The sequence below is a fragment of the Arthrobacter zhaoguopingii genome (genome assembly GCF_009828595.1).
In the GTDB taxonomy this organism is placed as follows: domain Bacteria; phylum Actinomycetota; class Actinomycetes; order Actinomycetales; family Micrococcaceae; genus Arthrobacter_D; species Arthrobacter_D zhaoguopingii.
Map to the genome: position 1 here is coordinate 360,582 of NZ_WPNY01000003.1, position 20,534 is coordinate 381,115.

Below are 20,534 nucleotides of genomic sequence, written 5' to 3' on the forward strand. Positions count from 1 at the left end.
ACCGGCGCGGGCGGTTTCCCCCTAGAGTGGCATCCGGGGGCCCTGCCCGACCGCGCCTCCCTTACCCGGCAATCCAGAGGACGTTCCCATGATCGAGGCCCAGGGCCTGTTCAAACGCTACGGCGACAAGACGGCCGTCAACGGCGTCTCCTTCACCGTCCAGCCCGGCAAGGTCACGGGGTTCCTTGGCCCGAACGGTGCCGGAAAGTCGACGACGATGCGCATGATCGTCGGGCTCGACACGCCGAGCGCCGGCTCCGTGAGCGTGAACGGCCGCCGGTACTCCGAGCACCGGGCGCCGCTGCGGGAGGTGGGCGCACTGCTTGAGGCGAAGGCCTTCCACACCAAGCGCAGCGCCTACAACCACCTGCGGGCGATGGCCGCCACCCACGGGATCCCGAACAGCAGGGTGCACGAGGTCATCGAGATGACCGGACTCGGGCCGGTCGCCAAAAAGCGGGTCGGCGGATTTTCGATGGGGATGGGCCAGCGCCTGGGGATTGCCGTGGCGATGCTCGGTGACCCGCAGACCGTCATCCTCGACGAGCCCGTCAACGGGCTTGACCCCGAGGGCGTCCAGTGGATCCGGCACCTCGCCCGCGGCCTCGCCGCCGAGGGGCGGACCGTCTTCCTCTCCTCCCACCTCATGTCCGAGATGGCGATGACGGCGGACCACCTGATCGTGATCGGGCGCGGCCGGATCATCGCCGATGCCCCGGTCTCGGAGATCCTCGCCGGCCGCGGACAGCTTCGAACCCGCGTCCGCACCGACCGGCCGTCCGACCTGCTGGCGGCGCTCGGCGTGGACGGGACGACCTCGACGTTCCTTGAGCCCGACCTGCTCGAAATCACCGGCCCCGATCCTCGCCGGATCGCCGAGGCGGCCCTGCGCCAGCAGGTGCTCGTCTATGAGCTGACCCCCCTGCAGGCCTCCCTCGAGGAGGCGTACATGGAACTCACCGCCTCTGAAGTCGAGTACTCCTCTCACGACCTGCCCCTCGGCGCACAGGCCCAGGGTGCCCCCGAAGGAAGCCGTTCATGAGCACCTCGACGTCAACCCCCGCCGCCCCGACCAAGGCCCGCCGCTCCGACGGGCCCAGGCTCAGCTTCGTGCGCGTGCTGAGGTCCGAATGGATCAAGGTCTCAACGGTGCCCTCGACGGTGATCCTGCTTGCGAGCACCCTCGTGGTGATGGTCGGCCTGGCCGCCCTGTTCGCCTGGTCCCTCCAGACGGGCCAGGCCCAGCTTGACTCCGGCGGACCTCCGCCGCAGATGGGTCCTCCGGGGGAGGCCCTGCCGGACTTCGGCGACCTCGCCCGCGGCGCTCCCTCCTCGGGGATCATCTTCGGGCAGCTCCTTATCGCCTCCCTCGCCGTGGTGCTGATCGCCTCCGAGTGGGCCACCGGGATGATCCGGTCGACAATGGTGGCTGTCCCGAAACGGGTTCCGGCGCTGCTGGGGAAGAACGTCATCGCCGCCGCCGTCTCCTTCCTGATCGGAGCCGCCGCCGCGCTCCTGTCCTATGTTGTTGCCCAGCCGATCCTGGCCGTTGAGGACCTCGATTTCGCCCTCTCCGATGAAAAGATTGTGGCGAGCATTCTGAACACCGGCACCTACCTGGCCCTGATCGCGGTGATCTCCATGGGGATCGGCACGCTGCTGCGCAATACCGCAGGCGGGGTCGTGACGGCCGTCGGGCTGTTCTTCGTCCTTCCCGTAATCGTTGTGAACCTGATCTCCGGGCTGGCCGACTGGATCCCCGACGCCGCGCGCTTCCTGCCGACCAACGCCGGGGAACGGCTCGTCGCCGTCGCCGCCGAAGAAGGGGCGCTGACCCAGCTCGAAGGCGGCCTCGTTCTGGCAGCCTGGGCTCTCGTCCTGCTGGCCGCCTCGCTGCTCGTGACCCGGAAGCGCGACGTCTGACGCAGCCGCTGCCGGTTTCCGCTCGGTCCGGGGTCCGCTCCTCGGGCCCCGGACAGCGGAATCCGGCGGTTCTCTGATTGAATCGAAGGCATGTCCGACGCACTGACCCACATCAATGACCTCGGCGCGTATGTCAGCGCCGCCCCCTCGAGCTTCCATGCCGCAGCCGAGGGCGGCCGGCGGCTCCAGGCCGCCGGCTTCGTCCGCCTGCTCGAAGAGGAGGTCTTCCCCGCGGAGCCCGGCAGCTACTTCGTCATCCGGGACGGCGCGCTGATCGCCTGGATCCTCCCCGAGGACGCGGGTGCCACCACCGGCTTCTCCATCCTCGGCGCCCACACCGATTCGCCCTCGTTCAAGCTCAAGCCGAAGCCGACCACCGGCCGGTACGGATGGCTGCAGGCCGGCGTCGAGGTCTACGGCGGGCCCCTGCTGAACTCCTGGCTGGACCGCGAACTCACGCTCGCCGGGCGCATTGTCACCCTCGACGGGCGCGAGCACCTCGTCGATACCGGGCCCCTCCTGCGCTTTCCGCAGCTGGCGATCCACCTCGACCGGGCCGTGAACGACGGACTCGCCCTCGACAAGCAGCAGCACATGTTCCCCGTGTGGGGCCTCGGGGATCCGCGGGAGGCGGACCTGCTGGGTCGAGCCGCCTCGACGGCGGGGATCGACCCGGCCGATATCGGCGGCTTCGACCTCGTGGCCGCCGACACACAGGAGCCCAGGGTCTTCGGTGCCGAGGGGTCCTTTTTCGCCTCGGGCCGGCTGGATAACCTCACCTCCGTGCACGCGGGGCTCGCCGCCCTGCTCGAGGCGGCCGCCGGGGCGGAAAAGGGACGCCCCATCGCCGTGCTTGCCGCTTTCGACCACGAGGAAGTGGGGAGCGCCTCCCGCTCCGGCGCCAGTGGACCCTTCCTCGAAGACATCCTGCTGCGCATCTCCTCCGCGCTCGGCGCGGGCCTCGAGGACCGGATGCGTGCCCTGGCCGCCTCATTCTGCATCTCCGCCGACGCCGGCCACGCCGTCCACCCGAACTACGCCGAACGGCACGACCCGGCCAACCACCCCGTGCTCAACGGCGGCCCGCTGCTGAAGATCAACGCCAACCAGCGGTACACCACCGACGCCCATGGCGCCGCCCACTGGGCGGTCCTCTGCGGCGAGGCCGGAGTGCCGTACCAGGAGTTCGTATCGAACAACTCCGTTCCGTGCGGCTCAACCATCGGTCCGCTCACCGCCACCCGTCTCGGCATCCGCACCGTCGACGTCGGAACGCCCCTGCTGTCGATGCACTCGGCTCGTGAGATGTGCGGGGTCGAGGACCCGGAACGGCTGGCGCGTGTTCTCTCCCGGTTCTTTGTCCGTCCCGCAACCCAGTCCTGACCGAAGCCCGACAGGCGCCGTTCCGTGCGGGGCCCGGTATCCGGTAGTATTGGCAGGTCTGTGCTGATTCAGGTGGCGGGAAATCCCGTCCGCTTCCGGCCAGGCCAACGCTAAAGAACCTCCTGTTACGGAAAGGCCGTGACCGTTTAGCCCAAAGGAGGTGGGTTCACACATGCGTGCATATGAATTGATGGTAATCATCGACCCCGACGTCGAGGAACGTACCGTCGAACCAACACTCGAGAAGTTCCTGAATGTCGTCCGCAACGGCGGCGGCACCGTGGACAAGGTGGATATCTGGGGACGCCGGCGCCTTGCCTACGAAATCCAGAAGAAGGCCGAGGGCATCTACGCCGTCGTCAACTTCACCGCTACCCCCGCTGTGGCAGCCGAGCTTGACCGCCAGCTTGGTCTCAACGAGACCATCATGCGCACCAAGATCATCCGCCCCGAGGAGCAGAAGGTTACGGCCGAGTAGTTCGGCCCCTTTCCACTGAACCTATCCCGCTCCGGCGGGACGTGACCCAAGGAGGCACCATGGCAGGCGAAACCACAATCACGGTCGTAGGAAATCTCACCAACGACCCCGAGCTTCGTTTCACGCCGTCCGGCTCGGCGGTGGCGAACTTCACCATCGCATCGACGCCGCGGACCTTCGACCGCCAGTCCAACGAATGGAAGGACGGCGAAACGCTGTTCCTCCGCGCGTCGGTCTGGCGCGAGGCTGCCGAGAACGTTGCGGAGACCCTCACCAAGGGGACCCGCGTGGTCGCCCAGGGCCGACTCAAGTCACGGTCGTACGAAACCAAAGAGGGCGAAAAGCGCACCGTCATGGAGCTTGAGGTGGACGAAATCGGTCCCTCCCTGCGCTATGCGTCGGCGAAGATCAGCCGTACCCAGCGCTCAGGCGGTGGCGGCGGAGGATTCGGCGGCAACAGCGGCGGCGGCTTCGGCGGGAATGCCGGTACCAACTCCAACTGGGGCGGCGGCCAGCAGGCCCAGCAGCCCGCGGACGACCCGTGGGGCGCACCCGCAGGCGGCGGCTCCCAGGGCTGGGGCAACGGCCCGGATTCCTCCGAACCTCCCTTCTAGGCTCTCCCGAAGTCAGGGCCCGCTCCGTCCCGGAGCCCCTGACTCCAAAGATTTACCCCGCACATCCCATCCCGCAGAACAGTTCTGCGGGCTCCAATAGATCAAGGAGCACCACGATGGCTAAGGCTGAACTCCGTAAGCCCAAACCAAAGTCCAACCCCCTGAAGGCCGCTGACGTCACCGTCATCGACTACAAGGACGTAGCCCTGCTGCGTAAGTTCATTTCCGACCGCGGAAAGATCCGCGCCCGCCGCGTCACCGGTGTCACCGTCCAGGAGCAGCGCAAGATCGCCCAGGCAATCAAGAACGCCCGCGAAGTTGCACTCCTGCCCTACTCCGGCGCCGGCCGCGGCTAAGGGAAAGGAACCTTTTCATGGCAAAGCTCATTCTGACTCAGGAAGTAACCGGCCTCGGTGCCGCAGGGGATGTTGTCGAGGTGAAGAACGGTTACGCACGTAACTACCTTCTGCCCCGCGGCTTCGCCCTGATGTGGACCAAGGGTGGCGAGAAGCAGGTCGAGTCGATCAAGGCCGCCCGTTCTGCCCGCGAGCATGCCTCACTTGAGGATGCCCAGAAGCAGGCTGCTGCCCTCTCGGCCAAGCCGGTCAAGCTCACGGTCAAGGCAGGCGACTCCGGCCGCCTGTTCGGCACCGTCAAGGCCGACGACGTCGCCAAGGCAGTTGAGGCCGCAGGCCTCGGCAGCATCGACAAGCGCAAGGTTGAACTGCCGGCCCACATCAAGTCGGTCGGCTCCTACCAGGCGAATGTCCGTCTCCACGAAGACGTCGCCGCCGTGATCGATCTGGACGTCGTCGCGGGCTAGTTCCGCCTGTCCAGCAGTACACCCAAGGGATCCCCGCCACCGGCGGGGGTCCCTTGTCGTTAACCGCCGGCCGGTCCCTCGCCACCGGCGTATTTGTCGGGTCCCTCGTGTATACACGCCTCGTGATCGGCTACGCGGCCGCCGGTAGCCCTCCATCAGGTCCCGGCTATTGATCCTCACCACAGCCCCGGGCGGCCGCACAGGGGCCGGGGGGCGCCGCGCAGGCACAGAGGACGCGCCATCGGCGACCTCCGAAGCAGGGATGTCAACATGCAACCTGTGGATGAAGGTTCCGGGGAAATTACTTTTCCTCCACAGGCACTGGATAAAGTTTTCCCACGTCAAAGGCCCTTTTAGAGAGAAAATAATTTGTTGTCCACAGGCTTCTCCACATCCTGTGCACAAGACACGCCGCGAAGTCCACAGGTAATCCACAGGGCCTGTGGGGAGCGCGCTTGGTGCCGTGCCCGGCGGCGGCTAGCGTTGCGGAGGATCCCTCACGAATGGGAGTGCCGGGTGATACATCTTCAGTAACCGACCCCGGCCCAGCCGGTCAGCCAGAGGGCTGGCAGGCTGCCGAGGGGAGAGCTTAACGGAAGAAGGCGGCGCCCGTGTCCTTGGCACATGCAGACTCATCACAGGACACCCGGTCGCCGGAGTTCGCCCGGACGCCTCCCCAGGACCTGGTGGCCGAGCAGTCGGTGCTTGGCGGCATGATGCTCTCCAAGGACGCCATCGCTGACTGCGTCGAGGTGCTCCGCGGCATCGATTTCTACCGGCCCGCCCACGAGAGCATCTACGAGGCGATCATCGACCTCTACGGTCGTGGTGAGCCGGCGGACGCCGTGACCGTCTCGGATGAACTCACCAAGCGCGGCGAGATCTCCCGCATCGGCGGGCCCGCCTACCTTCACACCCTCATCCAGTCGGTTCCCACCGCCGCCAACGCCGGCTTCTACGCCGAGATCGTGCGCGAGCGGGCGGTCCTGCGCCGCCTCGTCGATGCCGGTACCAAGATCGTCCAGCTTGGCTACTCCAACGACGGAGAGGTCGATGACATCGTCAACGCCGCCCAGGCCGAGGTGTACGCCGTGGCCGAGCGGCGGACGGCAGAGGACTACGTCGCGCTCAAGGACATCATCGAGGGAACCGTCGACGAGATCGAATCCGCCGGGCACCGCGGCGAGGGCATGACCGGAGTGCCCACGGGCTTCTACGAGCTCGACGAACTCACCCAGGGCCTCCACGGCGGCCAGATGATCGTCGTCGCCGCGCGTCCGGCCATGGGTAAGTCGACCTTCGCGCTCGACTGGGCGCGCTCGGCGGCCATCAAGCACAACCTCACGACGGTTTTCTTCTCCCTCGAAATGGGGCGGAACGAGATCGCAATGCGCCTGCTCTCCGCGGAGGCAACCATCGGCCTCCAGGACCTGCGCAAGGGAACCATCAAGGATGAACAGTGGGGCAAGATCGCCACCACCATGGGGCGCATGAATGACGCGCCGCTGTTCATCGACGACAGCCCCAACATGTCCCTGATGGAGATCCGTGCGAAGTGCCGGCGCCTGAAGCAGCGGCACGACCTCAAGCTCGTGGTCCTCGACTACCTGCAGCTGATGTCCTCGGGAAAGCGGGTCGAATCACGGCAGCAGGAGGTCTCGGAGTTCTCACGAGCGCTCAAACTGCTGGCCAAGGAGCTCAATGTCCCGGTGGTGGCCCTGTCGCAGCTGAACCGCGGTTCGGAGCAGCGGACCGACAAACGCCCCCAGGTCTCGGATCTCCGCGAATCCGGTTCGATCGAGCAGGACGCCGACATGGTGATCCTGCTGCACCGCGACGACGTCTATGACAAGGAATCACCCCGGGCCGGCGAGGCCGACGTCATTGTGGCCAAGCACCGTAATGGCCCCACGAAGACGATTGTGGTCGGCTTCCAGGGCCATTACTCGCGGTTCAACAATATGGCGGCGGACGGCGGAGGTTTCTAGGCTCCGCGCCTGCCTACTTGTGGGGGCCCAGCTCGTTGATGACTGTCTGGAGCCGGTTCCGGAGGTCCTGTGAGGCGAGCCCGTCCTCGGGCATCAGCTCGTGCTCGATATTCTGGGCCTTCTCCAGCGCCTTGAGGCCGGCCGACGTGATGGTGATGCGCTGGCTGCGGCGGTCCGCGGTATTCCTCAACCGAGTAACCAGCCCACGCTTTTCCAGGCGGTCAAGGGTCCGGCCGATCGTCTGAGCCTGGACGTGGACCAGCTGCGCCAGCCGAACGCCGGTCATGGTGCCTTCCCGGGCCAGCACCCCGAGGGTCGTCAGACCCGCGTGGGTGATGCCGATGCTCAGCAGCTTTTCGTTCCAGGAGTGTTCCACGATCCGGGCGGCGGTGGTCAGGAGGCGGCTGGTCGACCATTCGTTCAACTCCGGCATGAGGGAGTGTCCTTCCACTAGGTGGTTGCGGTCGTCCTATCCACCACTCTAAACAAATGTTGGGTGAATAGGAAGCATACTTATTATCCCTGCCCCTGATTGATCCAATCGGGCGGCCAAGCGGAGGCGTGAATGGGGAAGGCCCGGAGCGCGGCGCTCCGGGCCTTCCCATCGCACGGCTGACCAGTTAGATCCGGCCGTCGCGGCGGTTCGAATCGTTAATGCCGTTCCGATCGTCGCCGTCCACGTCGATCTGCTCCTTGCGGACTTCCTCGTTGACCGTGTGGTCCTCGGTCACCGTGTCCTTATCGAGACGCACGCGCTCGACCGGTACGGCCTCCTTCTGGATAACGGGGCGCTCTTCGTGGAGGATCACTTCGTGCTCCTCCTCGCTGATCGCCGGGCCGTCCATTGCCGCCCCGACGTTGCCGTCGGTGATCGGCTCGCGCTCGAGGCGGACCTCTTCGCGGGAGACGGGGACCGTCTTGGTGACGTTCTCGGTCACCACGTACTTGCGCAGGCGCACCCGGCCGGCCTCGCGGCGTTCGGTGCCGACGCGCAGCTGCTCCTCGGAGAGCGTCATGGCATCGTCCGTGGTCGGGCCGGAGGTGTCGTGGCCGACGGTGTCCCGGCGTCCGGTCTCAACGTAGTCCGAGTCCCGACGGTCGGTGTCGACGTAGTCGGTATCGCGGCGGTCGGTATCCGTCGTCGTGCCGGCGGTTCCCGTGGTGTCGGTGTAGCCGCTCGTGCCGCCCAGCTCGTAGTGGCGGTACAGGCGGTCCTCTTCCTCGGGGCTGAGGTTGCCGTCGGACTCGATGCGCGGAGCATCCTTCACCTGGGCCTTGGAGTAGGGGACGCGCACGTCGTTCCCCTCGACGTCGGCACCCTGCAGCGGGACGAAGGATTCGGAGGTACCGAACAGGCCCGTCTTGGCCGTGACCCAGCTGGGCTCGCCCGTCTGGTCATCGAGGTAGATCTGGCCGATCGAGCCGATCTTGTCGCCGTCGGATCCGATGACGTTGCCGCCGCGGCTGAGAATGGTATCGATGTTTTCCTGGGTAATCATGTCGTTCTCCTTCTGCTGTAGCTCATTTGAGGGGTACTGAAATTTCCTGGCTCTGAGGTCAGCGGTGATGGGATATTTGAACTCTCCCCCCAAGGGACCACCGGCCTCTAGAGTAAGCACACTTAGTAGTTAATTGAAAGCCTGCTTAGCTTTTATCCCGAGAAAGTTCGACGCGGACCCACCGGAGTCCGCCGGTTCCGGTACGGCGTGGCTTCGCAAAACCGGGGCGTGCTCCGTAGAATCGAGGGAAGGTCCAGCCAAAGGCCACGGCGAATCCCCAGCGGGAGATTCCCGGATCTTCCGCTGCCTCCCCGGCCTGTGAAAGATTCCGGGCCGCTCCAGGGGGCGTCCGAAGCGATGCGTTGACGCCCCCGTCTCTTCTGGGTTGTTTTCCACTCTGCTTCCGGCGGACCTTCTTCTGCGCCCTCGCTGCTCCTGCCCTGCTCCAGCGCCCGCCCCGGGCGAAAACCGAAAGGCCCGCTATGCCCGACATGGACGACGAGCGCATCAAGCGCATCATGGTCGCCGCGGCCGACCTTGAAAATGCCGAATTCGAACGCGACCGGCTCGCGCTGGTGTGCCGTGAGGCCGTCGAGCGCGCGCTGGACGCGGGGGTGAGCCGCGAAGACGCGGCTGCGGCTGCCGGCATCGCCGAGAGCGACGTGGAGCGCCTCGTGGGTGCGCCGCGGGCCGACGAGGTCGTGCCGCTCCTGACCGCCGAGCCCGCACCGCCCGCCGTGGGGGCCATGGCGCCAGTACCGCCTGCCGTGGCGCTCATGCCGATGGATGAGGGCAGGACGGCCGCCGCGGAGGGGTAGCTGCCAGCGAGGTTCGGGCGGCACCGCCAGGCCCGCGGCAGAACTCCGCGCGCCCTGGGACCGCCCGCGGGGGAACGTGATCGACCGAGGGTCCACCTGGACGCTGAGCATGCTCGAGGACGACCGAGGCCTTCTTTACGCCGGAAGCCGTCAGGCGGAGCTCGTCGAGGGGCTGGAGGCCGAGGGTTTTGAGCGGGTGGTGAAGACCCGTGACAGCGCCTTCTTCGGCACAGACCTGGCCGGAAGGCGGCGGGCCCTTGAGGTGGAGGGGCTGGTGCTGGCAGCCGTAGCGACGCACAACTGCATCGCGCACACGTCGGCCGACGCCTTCGCACACAACTTTCGAGTGGCCTTCGCGGAGGATGCCATCACCAGCACCAAGAAGGACTACGCCTCCTCCATGCTCACGATCCTCTCAGACGAATACCGCCAGCCGGTGCTCTCCGGAGAGCCGCTCCTCCAGGCGCTCAAGTCCTCGCCCTGGACACAACGGCACAGCGGGCGGACGCCCATGGGGGATACGTGAAAGGGGAGGGCGCCGAGCGCCCTCCCCTTTCACCTAGGTGCAGTCTGTTCCCGCACCGGGGTGGTTAGAACCCGCGGGGGCTGGAACTGGAGCTGCTGGAGCTGCTGGAGCTGCTGGAGTCCTGGACCTGGCCCTTGGCGTCCTGCGCCTTGTCCTTGACGTCGGAGGCGGCCTGCTGGCCTTCCTCCTTGACGTTCTGGGCGGACTGGGCGGCGGTCTCCTTGACGGATTCCATTGCCTCCTGAGCCGGCTCCTTGAGTCCTTCGACAACTTCCTTGGCGGTATCGGCAACACCGCTGGCAAGCGGGGCGGCCTGCTCCTTCAGGGCGGAGGCGGCCTCCTTTTCCTTCTGGCTTGCCGGGATCAACGAAGCCGTCAGCAAGCCGGCACCGAAGGCGATGAGGCCTGCGGCGAGCGGGTTTCCCGCGGCCTTGTTAGTGAGCTGACGCGGTGCATCCTGCACTGCGTGGCCGGCCTGCTGTGCTGCTGACTTCGCCGAACCGGTGGTCGAGCCGGCCTTGTCGGAGACGCCGGACTTCAGGTCATCTGCCTTGCCCATTACGTTCGACTTCACGTCGTCTGCTTTGCCCATTACTGAATCCTTGACGTTGCTGAAGGTGTTCTTGACCTTCTCGGTCTGGCGGTGCGCGATGTTGGACGGGTTGACCTTATCGGCCACTGCGTCGACATCGGTACCAAGTTCACGTCGGGTGCGCTCGATGTCGGCGCGGATTTCTTCTGGAGTCTGGCTCATGGGGTCTGCTCACCTGGTTTCAGTGTTGGCGGAATTTCCTTGATGGTTTCGGCCGTATCCGGCAGGCCGCGGATCTGCTTCATTTCCTTTTTGCCCATTGCCGCGAGGATCGCGGCGATGATGCCCCAGATGACCGCGACGATGACCGCGGCCCAACCGATCGGCATCAGGACATCCAGTCCCCACATCAGGGCGAGGGACAGGAACAGGAGCACGAAGTGCCCTCCTACGGCGGCGCCGGCAAACATACCAGCGCCCTTGCCCGCATTCTTGCCTGACTCAGTCAGCTCAGCCTTGGCAAGTGCAACTTCCTGGCGCATCAGCGTCGAGAGGTTGCGGGTCACGTCCGAGAGCAGCTCGCCCACCGAATTGTTGGCGGCCCGCTGTTCAGCCTCCGAGGGAGGCGGCGGAGCGGCGGAGTGGGCTCCGCCGGTGTATGCGTCGCTCATTAGCGCAGATCCCTTTCATCAGGAAGCGTGCCCACGGGCGGGGTTCCCGGGGGAATCGTCGGGTAGTCGGCGGCGGGGTCGACGAAGGCCGGTGAGGACTCGGCGACGTGGTTGCCCCTGGAGGTCTGCGGCATCGACGTCGCGGTGCCGGCGTAGGACGGGGTGCCGTAGTCGGTGCCCGGCGTCCCGCTGAGGCGGTCCTGGTCCGACTTCGCGTCGGCCTGCGCTCCGGTCAGACCGCGGGTGAGGCGGCCGACCACGAGGCCCGCTCCGGCGGCAATTGCGAGGAAGGCTCCGGGGCGGCGCCGGGCGAAGCCCTTGACGTCGTCGAGGATGTCGGTGGCGTCACGGTTCTCAAGCCACCCGGCGACGGCACTGGTGCGCTGGGAGGCCTGCTGCACCAGGTTGGACACCATCTTGTTGTCGGACTTGTCCGCCATCGAGCGGAGCTCGTCGCTGATCGAACGCAGGCCCTCGGTCGCCTTCTGCTGCTGCGCGCCGGCCTGGCTCTTGATGTCCGAGCCGAGCCCGCTGACGAGGTTCTTCGCCTGGGTTCCAGCTTCCGCTGCGACATTCTTCGCCTCCGAGGCGGCGGTCTGCGCTACGTGCTGCGCGGCGCCTGCGCCCTCCTTGCCGACCTCCTTGGCCTGACCCTTGGCGACTGAGGTAGTCGACTGGCCGGCCTGGGTGGTGCCGCTCTCGTAGTCAGTGCCGGTCGTTGACGGAACCAGTGGATCCTGCGGCCAATTCTGCGTAGTCATGTTAGTTCCTTACGTTGATATTGCCGGTGAAACGGATGCTCCATCGTGTAAGCGATGCGTTCGTCCGGCGGCGTCCGCCTGACTTACTTCCTAAAGCTAAGCATGCTTACTTTAATCGCGCAAGCCACCCGGGGCATTTCCGCAAGTTTTTAAATAAGTACGCTTACTATCTTCCGGAAATGCTAATCACAGGTCTAGCGTCGAAGCAAGAGGTCCGGCGGATGCCCTGCCTTCGAGGGTGGGGTGCTGCAAGGCCGGACCGGGATCGGGAAGGTACCTACCTGTGTTTTTTCACAAGCAGGAACTGCAGTACAACGCCAGCCCGGATGCACCCGACGCAGTTTATGCGCGGAAGCTCCAGGAGGTCCTCGGCGGCCAGTACGGCGAAATCACCGTTGCGCTCCAGTACAGTTTCCAGGCCTGGAACGCCCATGTTCCTGGAAAGTACAGGGACCTCCTCTTCGGGATCGGGGCTGAAGAGTTCGGGCACGTCGAGATGCTCGCCACGATGATTGCCCAGCTCTTGGAGAAGGCCCCGCTCGGCATTACCAGCGACGCAGTGCAGTCCGATCCGGCCGTCGCCGCGGTGGTCGGGGGAACCGACCTGCAGCAGGCCATCGTCGCCGGGGCCGGCGCCCGGGCCGCGGACAGCATGGGCAACCCCTGGCAGGGAAGCTACATCACCGCCAGCGGGAACCTGCTGGCGGACTTCACCGCCAATGCCAACGCCGAAATGCAGGGCCGCCTTCAGGTGGCCCGGCTCTACCACATGACGGACGACCACGGGGTGCGGGACATGCTTTCCTTCCTGCTGGCCCGCGACACCATGCACCAGAACCAGTGGATGGCGGCCGCGCGCGAACTCCAGGAGGAAAAGCTGGAGTCAATGCCAGTGCCCAGCAACTTCCCCCTCCAGAAGGAGCACCGCCCGGTCTCCTACCAGTACCTCAACTTCTCCGACGGTGCCGCGGCGGGCTCGGGCAGTTGGGCCTCGGGACCGACCCCGGACGGGCACGGGGAGTTTTCCTACCACGAAGGGCCGACCACCAACGCGCCGATGCCGCCGCCGACCCATCCGGACGCCCGCTTCTACGGGACCACCGAAATACCCAATGTCGTGGAAAAGGCCGCCGGGACCCTGCAGGACAAACTGAACCGCGAATAGCACTCCGTCCACATCAACCAATGAAAGGGAGAAGCAATGACATCGAACAATAGGACGGCCACGGGGAAGACCGCGGTGCAGAAAGCGGCTCAGGCGGTCGGGGCGGTATTCGTCCTGGTCGGAATCCTCGGCTTCATCCCGGGCATCACCACCAACTACGCGTCCCTGGCATTCGCCGGGCACCAGTCCGGGGCACTGCTCCTCGGCCTGTTCCAGGTGTCGATCCTCCACAATATCGTCCACCTGCTCTATGGAATCGCCGGCCTTGCCATGGCCAAGACCGCCTCGGGGGCGAAGAACTACCTGCTGTGGGGCGGCGTCATCTACCTCGTCCTCTGGCTGTACGGCCTGTTCATCGATAAGACCTCGGCGGCCAACTTCGTGCCGCTGAACACCGCCGATGACTGGCTGCACTTCGTCCTGGGCGTCGGTATGATCGCCCTCGCCCTGCTGCTGGGCCGCAGTGCCAGCCGCACGACGAGCCGCACCAGCACCCTCCGGTAACGCCGCCCTATCCGCCGCCTTCCGCCGCTGGGGGCGGGGGCGGTACCGCTGCCGGGGTGTCCATCTACGGGATGGGTGCCCCGGCAGTTCCCTGCTCTGGGGAAACTGGTCGCCGACGAAATGAAACCAAGTATGCTTAGTGTTCCACCGTGACCCCGGTTCTCCGGCCTGAACCAAAAAGCCGGCCCGAGACAGAAAGAGTGTTCGATGAAGCAGCCCACGGCGCGCGGAAACGTCAGCGCACTTCTCCTGGAGATCGTCACCAATGAGCCCGCCGCGGCGGCCCGGATCCAGGACCTCGAGGACGCGGTGCGTGCCGCGCTCGCCCGCACCGCCGACGTCGTCGTGGACGATGACCTTCAGCTGACCCTCTTCTGCCTGTACGAACTTCACTACTCCGGCCTCGACGGCGCCGCCGAAGGTTGGGAGTGGGACCCGGGCCTGATCCGGGTCCGCCAGCTGATCGAGGCAGCCTTTGAGGAGCGGCTGCGTAGGGCCGTGGTGGTTGGCGCGGCTCCGGAGCCCACCAGCGAGGCCGTGGCCGCTGAACTATTCCGGCTGACCGGCGAGGACACCGGACCGAGCATGTCGCGGTTCGTCGCCAAGGAGGCAAACGCGGAGCAGCTGCGCGAATTCCTCATCCAGAAGTCGATCTACCAGCTCAAGGAAGCGGACCCCCACACCTGGGCCATCCCCCGCCTGACCGGGCGCGCAAAGGCCGCCCTCGTCGAGATCCAGGCGGACGAGTACGGCGGAGGACATCCGGACCGGATGCATTCGGCGCTCTTCGCACGGACCATGCGCGCCGTTGGCCTCGATGATACCTACGGGGCTTACGTTGACGCGGCTCCCGCCATCACGCTCGCCTCGACGAACATGATGTCGCTGTTCGGGCTGAACCGGCGCCTGCGCGGGGCGATCGTGGGACATCTGACCGCGTACGAGATGACCTCCTCCCAGCCCAACCGCCTGTATGCCCGCGGGTTCGCCCGCCACGGCTTCGGGGAGGACGCCACCGGATACTTCGAGGAGCACGTCGAGGCGGACGCCGTCCACGAGCAGATCGCCGGACGCGACCTCGCTGGCGGGCTGGTCGAGGCCGACCCCCGCCTCCTGGGCGACGTCCTCTTCGGCGCCGCGGCGGCGCTGCTCGTGGATTCCTGGATGACCCGGCACATTATGGATGCCTGGGCGGAGGGCCGCTCCTCGCTGCAGCCGGACCGGTCGTTCGCCGCATGAACCCCGCCGATCCGGCCCCGCGCGCCGGGGCCGCCCGAACCGGAACTCCGGCGGCCTCGATTGTCGCCTGCCCCGACGGCCCGCTACTGGTCCGCGGCGAATTCGAGGTGGTCACCCCCGACGGTGAGGCGCTGCCGCGGACCCGGCGCACCGTGGCGCTGTGCCGGTGCGGGGCCTCGGTCCTCAAGCCCTACTGCGACGGGTCCCATAAGCTGATCGGGTTCAAGACCGAGCCTCCCGCGCCATAGCTGCGCCGGTGCGCGATCCGCGTTTATGCTCGACCCATGGCCGAATTCGGTCCCGGGGTCGATGGGTGGCGGTGATCGAATGGATTTAAACAGCGACGTCGGGGAATCCTTCGGTAACTGGACCTTCGGCGACGACGCCGCGGTGATCCGGTCGGTCTCCAGCGTCAACGTGGCCTGCGGCTTCCATGCCGGAGACCCCACCGGCATCCGCTCGACCTGTGCGGCCGCGGCGGCCGCGGGCGTGACGGTCGGCGCGCACCCCGGCTACCGCGACCTGGCCGGCTTCGGGCGCCGGTTCCTTGACGTCGCGCCCACGGAGCTGACGGACGACCTCATCTACCAGATCGGCGCGCTCCAGGCGCTGGCCCGCGCGGCCGGCACCGGGGTTTCCTACGTCAAACCCCACGGCGCGCTCTACAACACCATCGTCCACCACCGGGGCCACGCGCGGGCGGTCGTAGATGCGGTGCGCGGGGTGGATGAAACCCTGCCGCTGCTGGTCCTTCCGCACTCGGAAATCGAACGCGCTGCCCGCGCATCGGGCCTCCGGACCGTCGTTGAAGCCTTCGCCGACCGTGCCTATTCCCCTGAAGGAACGCTTGTCGACCGGCGTGAGGCGGGCGCCGTGCTGCACGACACCGGCGGGGTCGTCGAGCATGTCCTTCGGATCGCCACCGAAGGCAGGATCCGTGCGGTGGACGGATCCTGGGTGGATATCGCCGCTGAAAGCATCTGCGTCCATGGCGACACCCCGGGGGCGGTACGGATGGCCGCGGCCGTGCACGATGCCCTCATCGGTGCGGGAGTGCCCATCGCGGGCTTCGCCTGAGATGGATGCCGGTGTTTCGATCCGTGCCGTGGGGGACCGGGCCGTCCTCGTCGAGCTGCCCGGCCTGCCGGAGGTGCTCAGCCTGCAGGCGCAGCTGGACGCGGAGCCGTCCGAGGGCCAGGTCGATGTCGTGGCCGCCGCACAGACCGTCCTGGTCACCGCCGGGTCCGCGCGGCAGGCCGCCCGGATCGCCCGGCGGATCCGCTCGCTGGACTTCTCCGTCGGACCCCGGTCCGAAGAGGCCCGCATCGACATTGAGGTGATGTACGACGGCGCCGACCTCGCGGAGGTGGCCCGGCACGCCGGGCTCAGTGAATCCGGCGTCGTCGACGCCCACACCTCGCAGGACTGGACCGCCGCCTTCGGGGGCTTCGCACCGGGGTTCGCCTACCTGACCGGCGGCGACCTGCGGCTCGAGGTGCCGCGCCGGGCGTCGCCAAGGACGTCGGTTCCCGCCGGCTCGGTGGCCCTGGCGGGAGGCTATTCGGCCATCTATCCGCGTGAATCCCCCGGCGGCTGGCAGCTGATCGGGCGTACTGACGCCGTGCTGTGGGACCTTGGACGGGACGTGCCGGCCCTCATCCGGCCCGGAAACCGGGTGCGTTTCACCGCCGTCCGGGAGTCGGTCAGCACGGCGGCGCGGCGCGGCGCGGCGTCCGCCCCCGGCTCGGGAGCCCTGCCCGCCCGGCGAGGCCGCGGAGCGCCCCGAAAGATCTCAGTCCCCGTTCCCGGCCCCGGGGCGTTCGTCGTCGAGCCGGGGTTGTCCAGCGTGCTCGAGGATCTCGGGCGTCCCGGATACGCGGCCCTCGGCGTCGCGGGTTCCGGAGCGCTCGACCGGGGGTCCTGCCGCCAAGCGAACCGCCTGGTCGGCAACCCGCCCGGCGCCGCCGTCGTCGAATCGCTCTTCGGCGGCCTGGTGCTCGAGGCCCGGTCGGAACTGGTGCTGGCGGTGACCGGGGCTCCGGCACCCCTGGCGGTGACCTCGCCCGGGGGGACCCGACGGAGCGTCGACACCTGCGCTCCCTTCCTGATGCGGGCCGGGGAGACGCTTGCGGTTGGGGCGCCCGCCGAGGGGCTGCGCACCTATACCGCGGTCCGGGGCGGCTGGGAGGCGGCCCCGGTCCTGGGGAGCCGGTCAACCGACGTCCTCTCCGGCCTCGGTCCCGAGCCCCTGGCCCGCGGCGGGTTCCTCAGTGCGGGCACCGCCCCCGGCAGCGCGGTGGGAATCCCCGAGCTGCCCTCGGCCGTGTCCCGGCCGGCGGTCCTGCGGATCGTGCCCGGGCCCCGGGCCGACTGGTTTGCCAACGGGGAGCCCGCCCGCCTGTGCGCGGCGCGGTGGACCGTCACGCCGCAGTCGAACCGGGTCGGCCTGCGCCTCGAGGGCCCGGCGCTGCAGCGGGTGAAATCCGGAGAACTGCCCAGTGAGGGCGCCGTGCGGGGAGCCCTTCAGGTGCCGCCGTCGGGACTTCCGGTGCTGTTCCTCGCCGACCACCCCGTGACCGGGGGATACCCGGTGATCGGCGTGGTGATTTCCGAAGACCTCGACCGGGCGGCGCAGCTGCCGCCCGGTGCGGAGCTCCGGTTCGAGGCGTCCCCCGGGCACTCGCCCTTCCCGGCAGGGTAAGGCCTTCCCCTCGAGGACGCAGTACCTACCGTGGGGAGGCCCCCCGGCCGGTTGGTTCTGCACTGTCGATGGAAGCCGCTGGACCCGGTCCCCGGGTCAGCCCCCTGCCACCGACTGGATGACCATCACGGTGTCGCCGGGCTCCACCGGCGTGTCGAGGAGCTCAAGCCGGCGCACGTCCTCGCCCTCGACATAGATGTTCACGTAACGCCGCAGTGCGCCGGTCTCATCGCGGATCCGCCGCTCCAGCAGCGGCCTCCCCTCGGACAGCCGGTCGAGGACGCCCCCGACGGTCATCGGCGCTTCCGCCGGCAGCACCACCTCGCTGCGCCCCTCCACCAGCGGGCGCAGCAGGGTCGGAATCAGGACGCTGACGGAATCCACGGCGGAACGCTCAATTCGCGACGACGGCCGCGCGCACCGTGAGGACGTCGGGAAGGTGGGAGGCGACCTCAACGAAGGATTCACCCTCATCGGTGCTCGCGTACACGCTGCCGCCACGGGTGCCGAAGTACACGCCGACGGGGTCGGCGGCGTCGACGGCGGCGGCATCGCGCAGCACGGCGTTGTACTCCCGGGAGGGCAGGCCGCGGTGCAGCCGGGACCAGGACCCGCCGCCGTCGTCGGTGCGGTGCACCGCAAGTTCGCCGTCCGGCGGGATCCGCTCGCCATCGGCCTTCAGCGGAATGACCCACGCGGTGCCTGGCCGGTGCGGATGGGCGAGCATGACGAAGCCGAAGTCAGACGGCAGCCCCTCGGCGATTGAGGTCCAGGTATCGCCGGCGTCCGGAGTGGCGTAGACGCCGTGGTGGTTCTGCGCGTACAGGTGCCGCGGGTTCCCGGCGTCGCGGGCGATCTTGTGCACGCACTGTCCGAACTCCGGCTGCGGATCGGGCAGGAAATAGGCGGAGATTCCGCGGTTGCGCGGCTCCCACGAGGTTCCGCCATCCACCGAGCGGTAGACCCCGCCGGTGCTCATGGCGACGTGGATCGAGTCGTCGGCAGGGCTGGGGAGGACGGTGTGTGCCGCGGCCCCGCCGTACCCCGCACCCCACTCACTGCGGTGCGGGTGGTCCCAGAGGCCGCGGTTGAGTTCGAAGTGCTCCCCGCCGTCGGTGGATTTCCAGACGGAGATCGGCTCGCACCCGGCCCACACCACCCCCGGCCGGCCCTCGGAGTCCGGCTGGATCTGCCAGATCCGCTCAAGGGCGGCACCGTCGTCCGGAGCGAAACCGATGCTTCCGCGTTCCGGCTCGGTCCAGGTGGCGCCCAGGTCGTCCGAGTGGACGACCGACGGCCCCCAGTGTTCGGATCGGGTGCCCACCAGGATGCGGGTGCGCCCGCCTCGCGTGTCGATGCCGACGCCGGGGACCTCCTGCATGAGGAACAGCGGATCGGACAGGGTCCAGGACCGGCGGTCCCGGCTCGTGGCCAGCCAGAGTCCCTTCTTGGTGCCGATGGCCAGCACCGTGGTCGCCTGGTCGTTCATGGCTGCCCCCAAATGGCTGCGTAAACGGGATGTCGCAGGAACATTGGAAGAATGGCACACGCCACCCGATCTGTACAGGGTCGTCGGGCCCCCCGCGGAAACCCCGTCGCGGCGGTGGCATCCCGGCCTGGAACCGCTCACTAGACTTCCCTCATGGCCATCTTCATCGACCCGCCCCGGTGGCCGGCCCACGGCACCGAGTTCTCCCACCTCATCTCCGATGACTCACTGGCAGAACTTCACGCCTTCGCGGCGGACGCCGGAGTGCCGGAGCGGGCCTTCGACGAGGACCACTACGACGTGCCGGCCCGCCGCTACGCCGATCTCGTGCGCCGGGGCGCGGTGGAGGTGAGCGGAGGGGACCTGACGCGGATCCTCGTCGCCAGCGGACTCCGGATCCCGGCCCGCCGCCGCGCTAAACGCCTGAGGACGGTGCTGGCCGGCCGGTGGGAGGCCCTCCTGCCCGGAACGGCGGAACTGGGGGCCGGCCTGGTGGAGCGGTGGAGTGAGCCGCACCGCGCCTACCACGACCTCCGGCACCTGCTCGCGGTGCTCGAGGCACTCGATCAGCTGCTGGAGCCCGATGACGCCGGGCTGCGCCGGCCGGTGCTGCTGGCGGCGTGGTTCCACGACGCCGTGTACGCCGGGAAGGCCGGGCAGGACGAGGAGACGTCGGCCGGGCTCGCCGCGGGCCTGCTGCACGGGGTGCTGCCTCCCGACGAGGTCTCCGAGGTGCAGCGGCTGGTGCTGCTGACCCGCACCCATGCACCGGGCGCCGGCGACCGGGCGGGGGCCTTGCTCTGCGACGCGGACCTTGCGGTGCTCGGCGGCAGCGGCGGAGACTACGACGCCTACACCGCGGCGGTGCGGAGGGAGTACGCCCAGGTGCCGGACGACGCGTTCACCACCGGGCGCGCCGACGTCGTCCGGCACCTGCTGGACCTCGATCCGCTTTTCTCCACCGAGAAGGGCGCGGCACTCTGGGACCGGAGGGCCCGGGAGAATCTGTCGGCCGAACTGGCCCGGCTGGGGTTCCCGGGAGCTCCCGCGGCCGGTTAGCGGCCGGTCGGCCCGGCTCCGCCGTCGCCGTCGCGCGGCCGCAGCGGATGCTCGCGCCAGTCGGGGGTTTCCGGCCGGCTGCCGTAGCCGGGACGGAAGAGTGGCTCATCGGGGTCCTCCACCGGACCCCTCGGCGGGGCCCCCCGCCGGTGCGTTAACCAGTAACCCCAGGCCAGCAGGGCCGCTGCGGCGAGGACCATTGCCATGCCGACCGCAAGGTTGAGCCCCGCCGTCGGGGCAACCGGTTCGCCCGTGGCGGCGGAGGTGGCGAACTCGGACACGCCCTGCGGCACAAAGAGGGTGCTCGTAAGCAGCAGTGCCGCGCCGGAAACGTACTGTTTTCGGCCGATTTTCATGATTT

At 67.9% G+C, this 20,534-nt stretch carries 25 protein-coding genes; 17 read left to right on the forward strand and 8 right to left on the reverse strand.

Annotated elements, in window-relative coordinates:
• Window positions 1-88 precede the first annotated feature (88 nt).
• The 8 genes from GVV86_RS06320 (at window position 89) to dnaB (ending at window position 7,209) form a co-directional block, all read left to right on the forward strand.
• The gene (locus GVV86_RS06320; RefSeq protein ID WP_159802094.1) at window positions 89-1,042 is read left to right on the forward strand and encodes an ABC transporter ATP-binding protein; all 954 of its coding nucleotides are present in this window, start codon (window positions 89-91) and stop codon (window positions 1,040-1,042) included.
• Entirely contained in the window at window positions 1,039-1,923 is an 885-nt protein-coding gene (locus tag GVV86_RS06325; RefSeq protein ID WP_159802096.1) for an ABC-2 transporter permease, read from the forward strand. Before GVV86_RS06320 ends, GVV86_RS06325 begins: the two co-directional genes overlap by 4 nt.
• Before the next feature lie 90 nt (window positions 1,924-2,013).
• The gene (locus GVV86_RS06330) at window positions 2,014-3,306 is read left to right on the forward strand and encodes a M18 family aminopeptidase (RefSeq protein WP_159802098.1); all 1,293 of its coding nucleotides are present in this window, start codon (window positions 2,014-2,016) and stop codon (window positions 3,304-3,306) included.
• A 172-nt stretch (window positions 3,307-3,478) separates the two neighbouring features.
• A complete protein-coding gene (gene rpsF / locus GVV86_RS06335) occupies window positions 3,479-3,784 on the forward strand; it encodes a 30S ribosomal protein S6 (protein ID WP_120165970.1) in 306 nt (101 codons plus the stop codon).
• A 59-nt stretch (window positions 3,785-3,843) separates the two neighbouring features.
• Window positions 3,844-4,398 (forward strand): single-stranded DNA-binding protein, encoded by a 555-nt coding sequence (locus GVV86_RS06340; protein WP_133404249.1) that lies wholly within the window; start codon window positions 3,844-3,846, stop codon window positions 4,396-4,398.
• Between the two features lie 116 nt (window positions 4,399-4,514).
• Window positions 4,515-4,754: a 30S ribosomal protein S18 gene (gene rpsR, locus GVV86_RS06345; RefSeq protein ID WP_005273147.1), complete on the forward strand. Its 240-nt coding sequence runs from the start codon at window positions 4,515-4,517 to the stop codon at window positions 4,752-4,754.
• Window positions 4,755-4,771: 17 nt separating this feature from the next.
• On the forward strand, window positions 4,772-5,221 hold the full coding sequence (gene rplI, locus GVV86_RS06350; RefSeq protein WP_159617422.1) for a 50S ribosomal protein L9: 450 nt from the start codon (window positions 4,772-4,774) through the stop codon (window positions 5,219-5,221).
• Window positions 5,222-5,832: 611 nt separating this feature from the next.
• Window positions 5,833-7,209: a replicative DNA helicase gene (gene dnaB, locus GVV86_RS06355; RefSeq protein ID WP_133404248.1), complete on the forward strand. Its 1,377-nt coding sequence runs from the start codon at window positions 5,833-5,835 to the stop codon at window positions 7,207-7,209.
• Between the two features lie 13 nt (window positions 7,210-7,222).
• Here the strand turns inward: dnaB and GVV86_RS06360 are convergent, their stop codons facing one another.
• Both GVV86_RS06360 and GVV86_RS06365 read right to left on the reverse strand, forming a co-directional pair.
• On the reverse strand, window positions 7,223-7,642 hold the full coding sequence (locus tag GVV86_RS06360; protein ID WP_159617423.1) for a MarR family winged helix-turn-helix transcriptional regulator: 420 nt from the start codon (window positions 7,640-7,642) through the stop codon (window positions 7,223-7,225).
• A 187-nt stretch (window positions 7,643-7,829) separates the two neighbouring features.
• Window positions 7,830-8,708, reverse strand: a complete 879-nt coding sequence (locus GVV86_RS06365) for a DUF2382 domain-containing protein (protein WP_159802100.1) — start codon at window positions 8,706-8,708, stop codon at window positions 7,830-7,832.
• Between the two features lie 482 nt (window positions 8,709-9,190).
• Between GVV86_RS06365 and GVV86_RS06370 the strand changes: the two genes are divergently transcribed.
• The gene (locus tag GVV86_RS06370; RefSeq protein WP_159802102.1) at window positions 9,191-9,526 is read left to right on the forward strand and encodes a hypothetical protein; all 336 of its coding nucleotides are present in this window, start codon (window positions 9,191-9,193) and stop codon (window positions 9,524-9,526) included.
• A 76-nt stretch (window positions 9,527-9,602) separates the two neighbouring features.
• Complete coding sequence (locus tag GVV86_RS06375; RefSeq protein ID WP_246669890.1) at window positions 9,603-10,052, forward strand: cysteine hydrolase family protein; 450 nt, start codon at window positions 9,603-9,605, stop codon at window positions 10,050-10,052.
• A gap of 64 nt (window positions 10,053-10,116) precedes the next feature.
• Here the strand turns inward: GVV86_RS06375 and GVV86_RS06380 are convergent, their stop codons facing one another.
• Genes GVV86_RS06380 through GVV86_RS06390 form a run of 3 tightly spaced genes read right to left on the reverse strand, consistent with a single transcriptional unit; the run spans window position 10,117 to window position 12,016 of the window.
• On the reverse strand, window positions 10,117-10,806 hold the full coding sequence (locus tag GVV86_RS06380; protein WP_159802106.1) for a DUF3618 domain-containing protein: 690 nt from the start codon (window positions 10,804-10,806) through the stop codon (window positions 10,117-10,119).
• Complete coding sequence (locus tag GVV86_RS06385; RefSeq protein ID WP_159617428.1) at window positions 10,803-11,255, reverse strand: phage holin family protein; 453 nt, start codon at window positions 11,253-11,255, stop codon at window positions 10,803-10,805. Before GVV86_RS06385 ends, GVV86_RS06380 begins: the two co-directional genes overlap by 4 nt.
• The gene (locus GVV86_RS06390; protein ID WP_159617429.1) at window positions 11,255-12,016 is read right to left on the reverse strand and encodes a hypothetical protein; all 762 of its coding nucleotides are present in this window, start codon (window positions 12,014-12,016) and stop codon (window positions 11,255-11,257) included. The genes GVV86_RS06385 and GVV86_RS06390 overlap by 1 nt, the downstream gene beginning before the upstream one ends.
• 283 nt (window positions 12,017-12,299) lie before the next feature.
• On the opposite strand from GVV86_RS06390, the gene GVV86_RS06395 reads away from it, so the two are divergent.
• The 6 genes from GVV86_RS06395 to GVV86_RS06420 all read left to right on the forward strand — a co-directional run bounded on the left by GVV86_RS06395 (window position 12,300) and on the right by GVV86_RS06420 (window position 17,625).
• Entirely contained in the window at window positions 12,300-13,181 is an 882-nt protein-coding gene (locus GVV86_RS06395) for a manganese catalase (protein WP_159802108.1), read from the forward strand.
• Between the two features lie 36 nt (window positions 13,182-13,217).
• A complete protein-coding gene (locus tag GVV86_RS06400) occupies window positions 13,218-13,685 on the forward strand; it encodes a DUF4383 domain-containing protein (RefSeq protein ID WP_159617431.1) in 468 nt (155 codons plus the stop codon).
• 207 nt (window positions 13,686-13,892) lie between these two features.
• A complete protein-coding gene (locus GVV86_RS06405; RefSeq protein ID WP_159802110.1) occupies window positions 13,893-14,924 on the forward strand; it encodes an iron-containing redox enzyme family protein in 1,032 nt (343 codons plus the stop codon).
• The gene (locus GVV86_RS06410) at window positions 14,921-15,172 is read left to right on the forward strand and encodes a CDGSH iron-sulfur domain-containing protein (protein ID WP_159802112.1); all 252 of its coding nucleotides are present in this window, start codon (window positions 14,921-14,923) and stop codon (window positions 15,170-15,172) included. Before GVV86_RS06405 ends, GVV86_RS06410 begins: the two co-directional genes overlap by 4 nt.
• 79 nt (window positions 15,173-15,251) lie before the next feature.
• Complete coding sequence (locus GVV86_RS06415; protein WP_246669891.1) at window positions 15,252-16,001, forward strand: LamB/YcsF family protein; 750 nt, start codon at window positions 15,252-15,254, stop codon at window positions 15,999-16,001.
• Between the two features lies 1 nt (window position 16,002).
• On the forward strand, window positions 16,003-17,625 hold the full coding sequence (locus GVV86_RS06420) for a 5-oxoprolinase subunit B/C family protein (protein ID WP_246669892.1): 1,623 nt from the start codon (window positions 16,003-16,005) through the stop codon (window positions 17,623-17,625).
• Between the two features lie 96 nt (window positions 17,626-17,721).
• Here GVV86_RS06420 and GVV86_RS06425 read toward each other — a convergent pair whose 3' ends face one another.
• Entirely contained in the window at window positions 17,722-18,009 is a 288-nt protein-coding gene (locus GVV86_RS06425) for a MoaD/ThiS family protein (RefSeq protein ID WP_201291371.1), read from the reverse strand.
• Between the two features lie 10 nt (window positions 18,010-18,019).
• Entirely contained in the window at window positions 18,020-19,114 is a 1,095-nt protein-coding gene (locus GVV86_RS06430; RefSeq protein WP_159802120.1) for a WD40/YVTN/BNR-like repeat-containing protein, read from the reverse strand.
• Window positions 19,115-19,267: 153 nt separating this feature from the next.
• Here GVV86_RS06430 and GVV86_RS06435 point away from each other — a divergent pair, with 153 nt between their 5' ends.
• Window positions 19,268-20,173 carry a DUF4031 domain-containing protein gene (locus GVV86_RS06435; RefSeq protein ID WP_159802122.1) on the forward strand — a complete coding sequence of 302 codons (906 nt, stop codon included), beginning with the start codon at window positions 19,268-19,270 and terminating at the stop codon, window positions 20,171-20,173.
• On the opposite strand, the gene GVV86_RS06440 is transcribed toward GVV86_RS06435, so the two are convergent.
• Window positions 20,170-20,529, reverse strand: a complete 360-nt coding sequence (locus GVV86_RS06440; protein ID WP_159802124.1) for a hypothetical protein — start codon at window positions 20,527-20,529, stop codon at window positions 20,170-20,172. The genes GVV86_RS06435 and GVV86_RS06440 overlap by 4 nt on opposite strands.
• Window positions 20,530-20,534 lie beyond the last annotated feature (5 nt).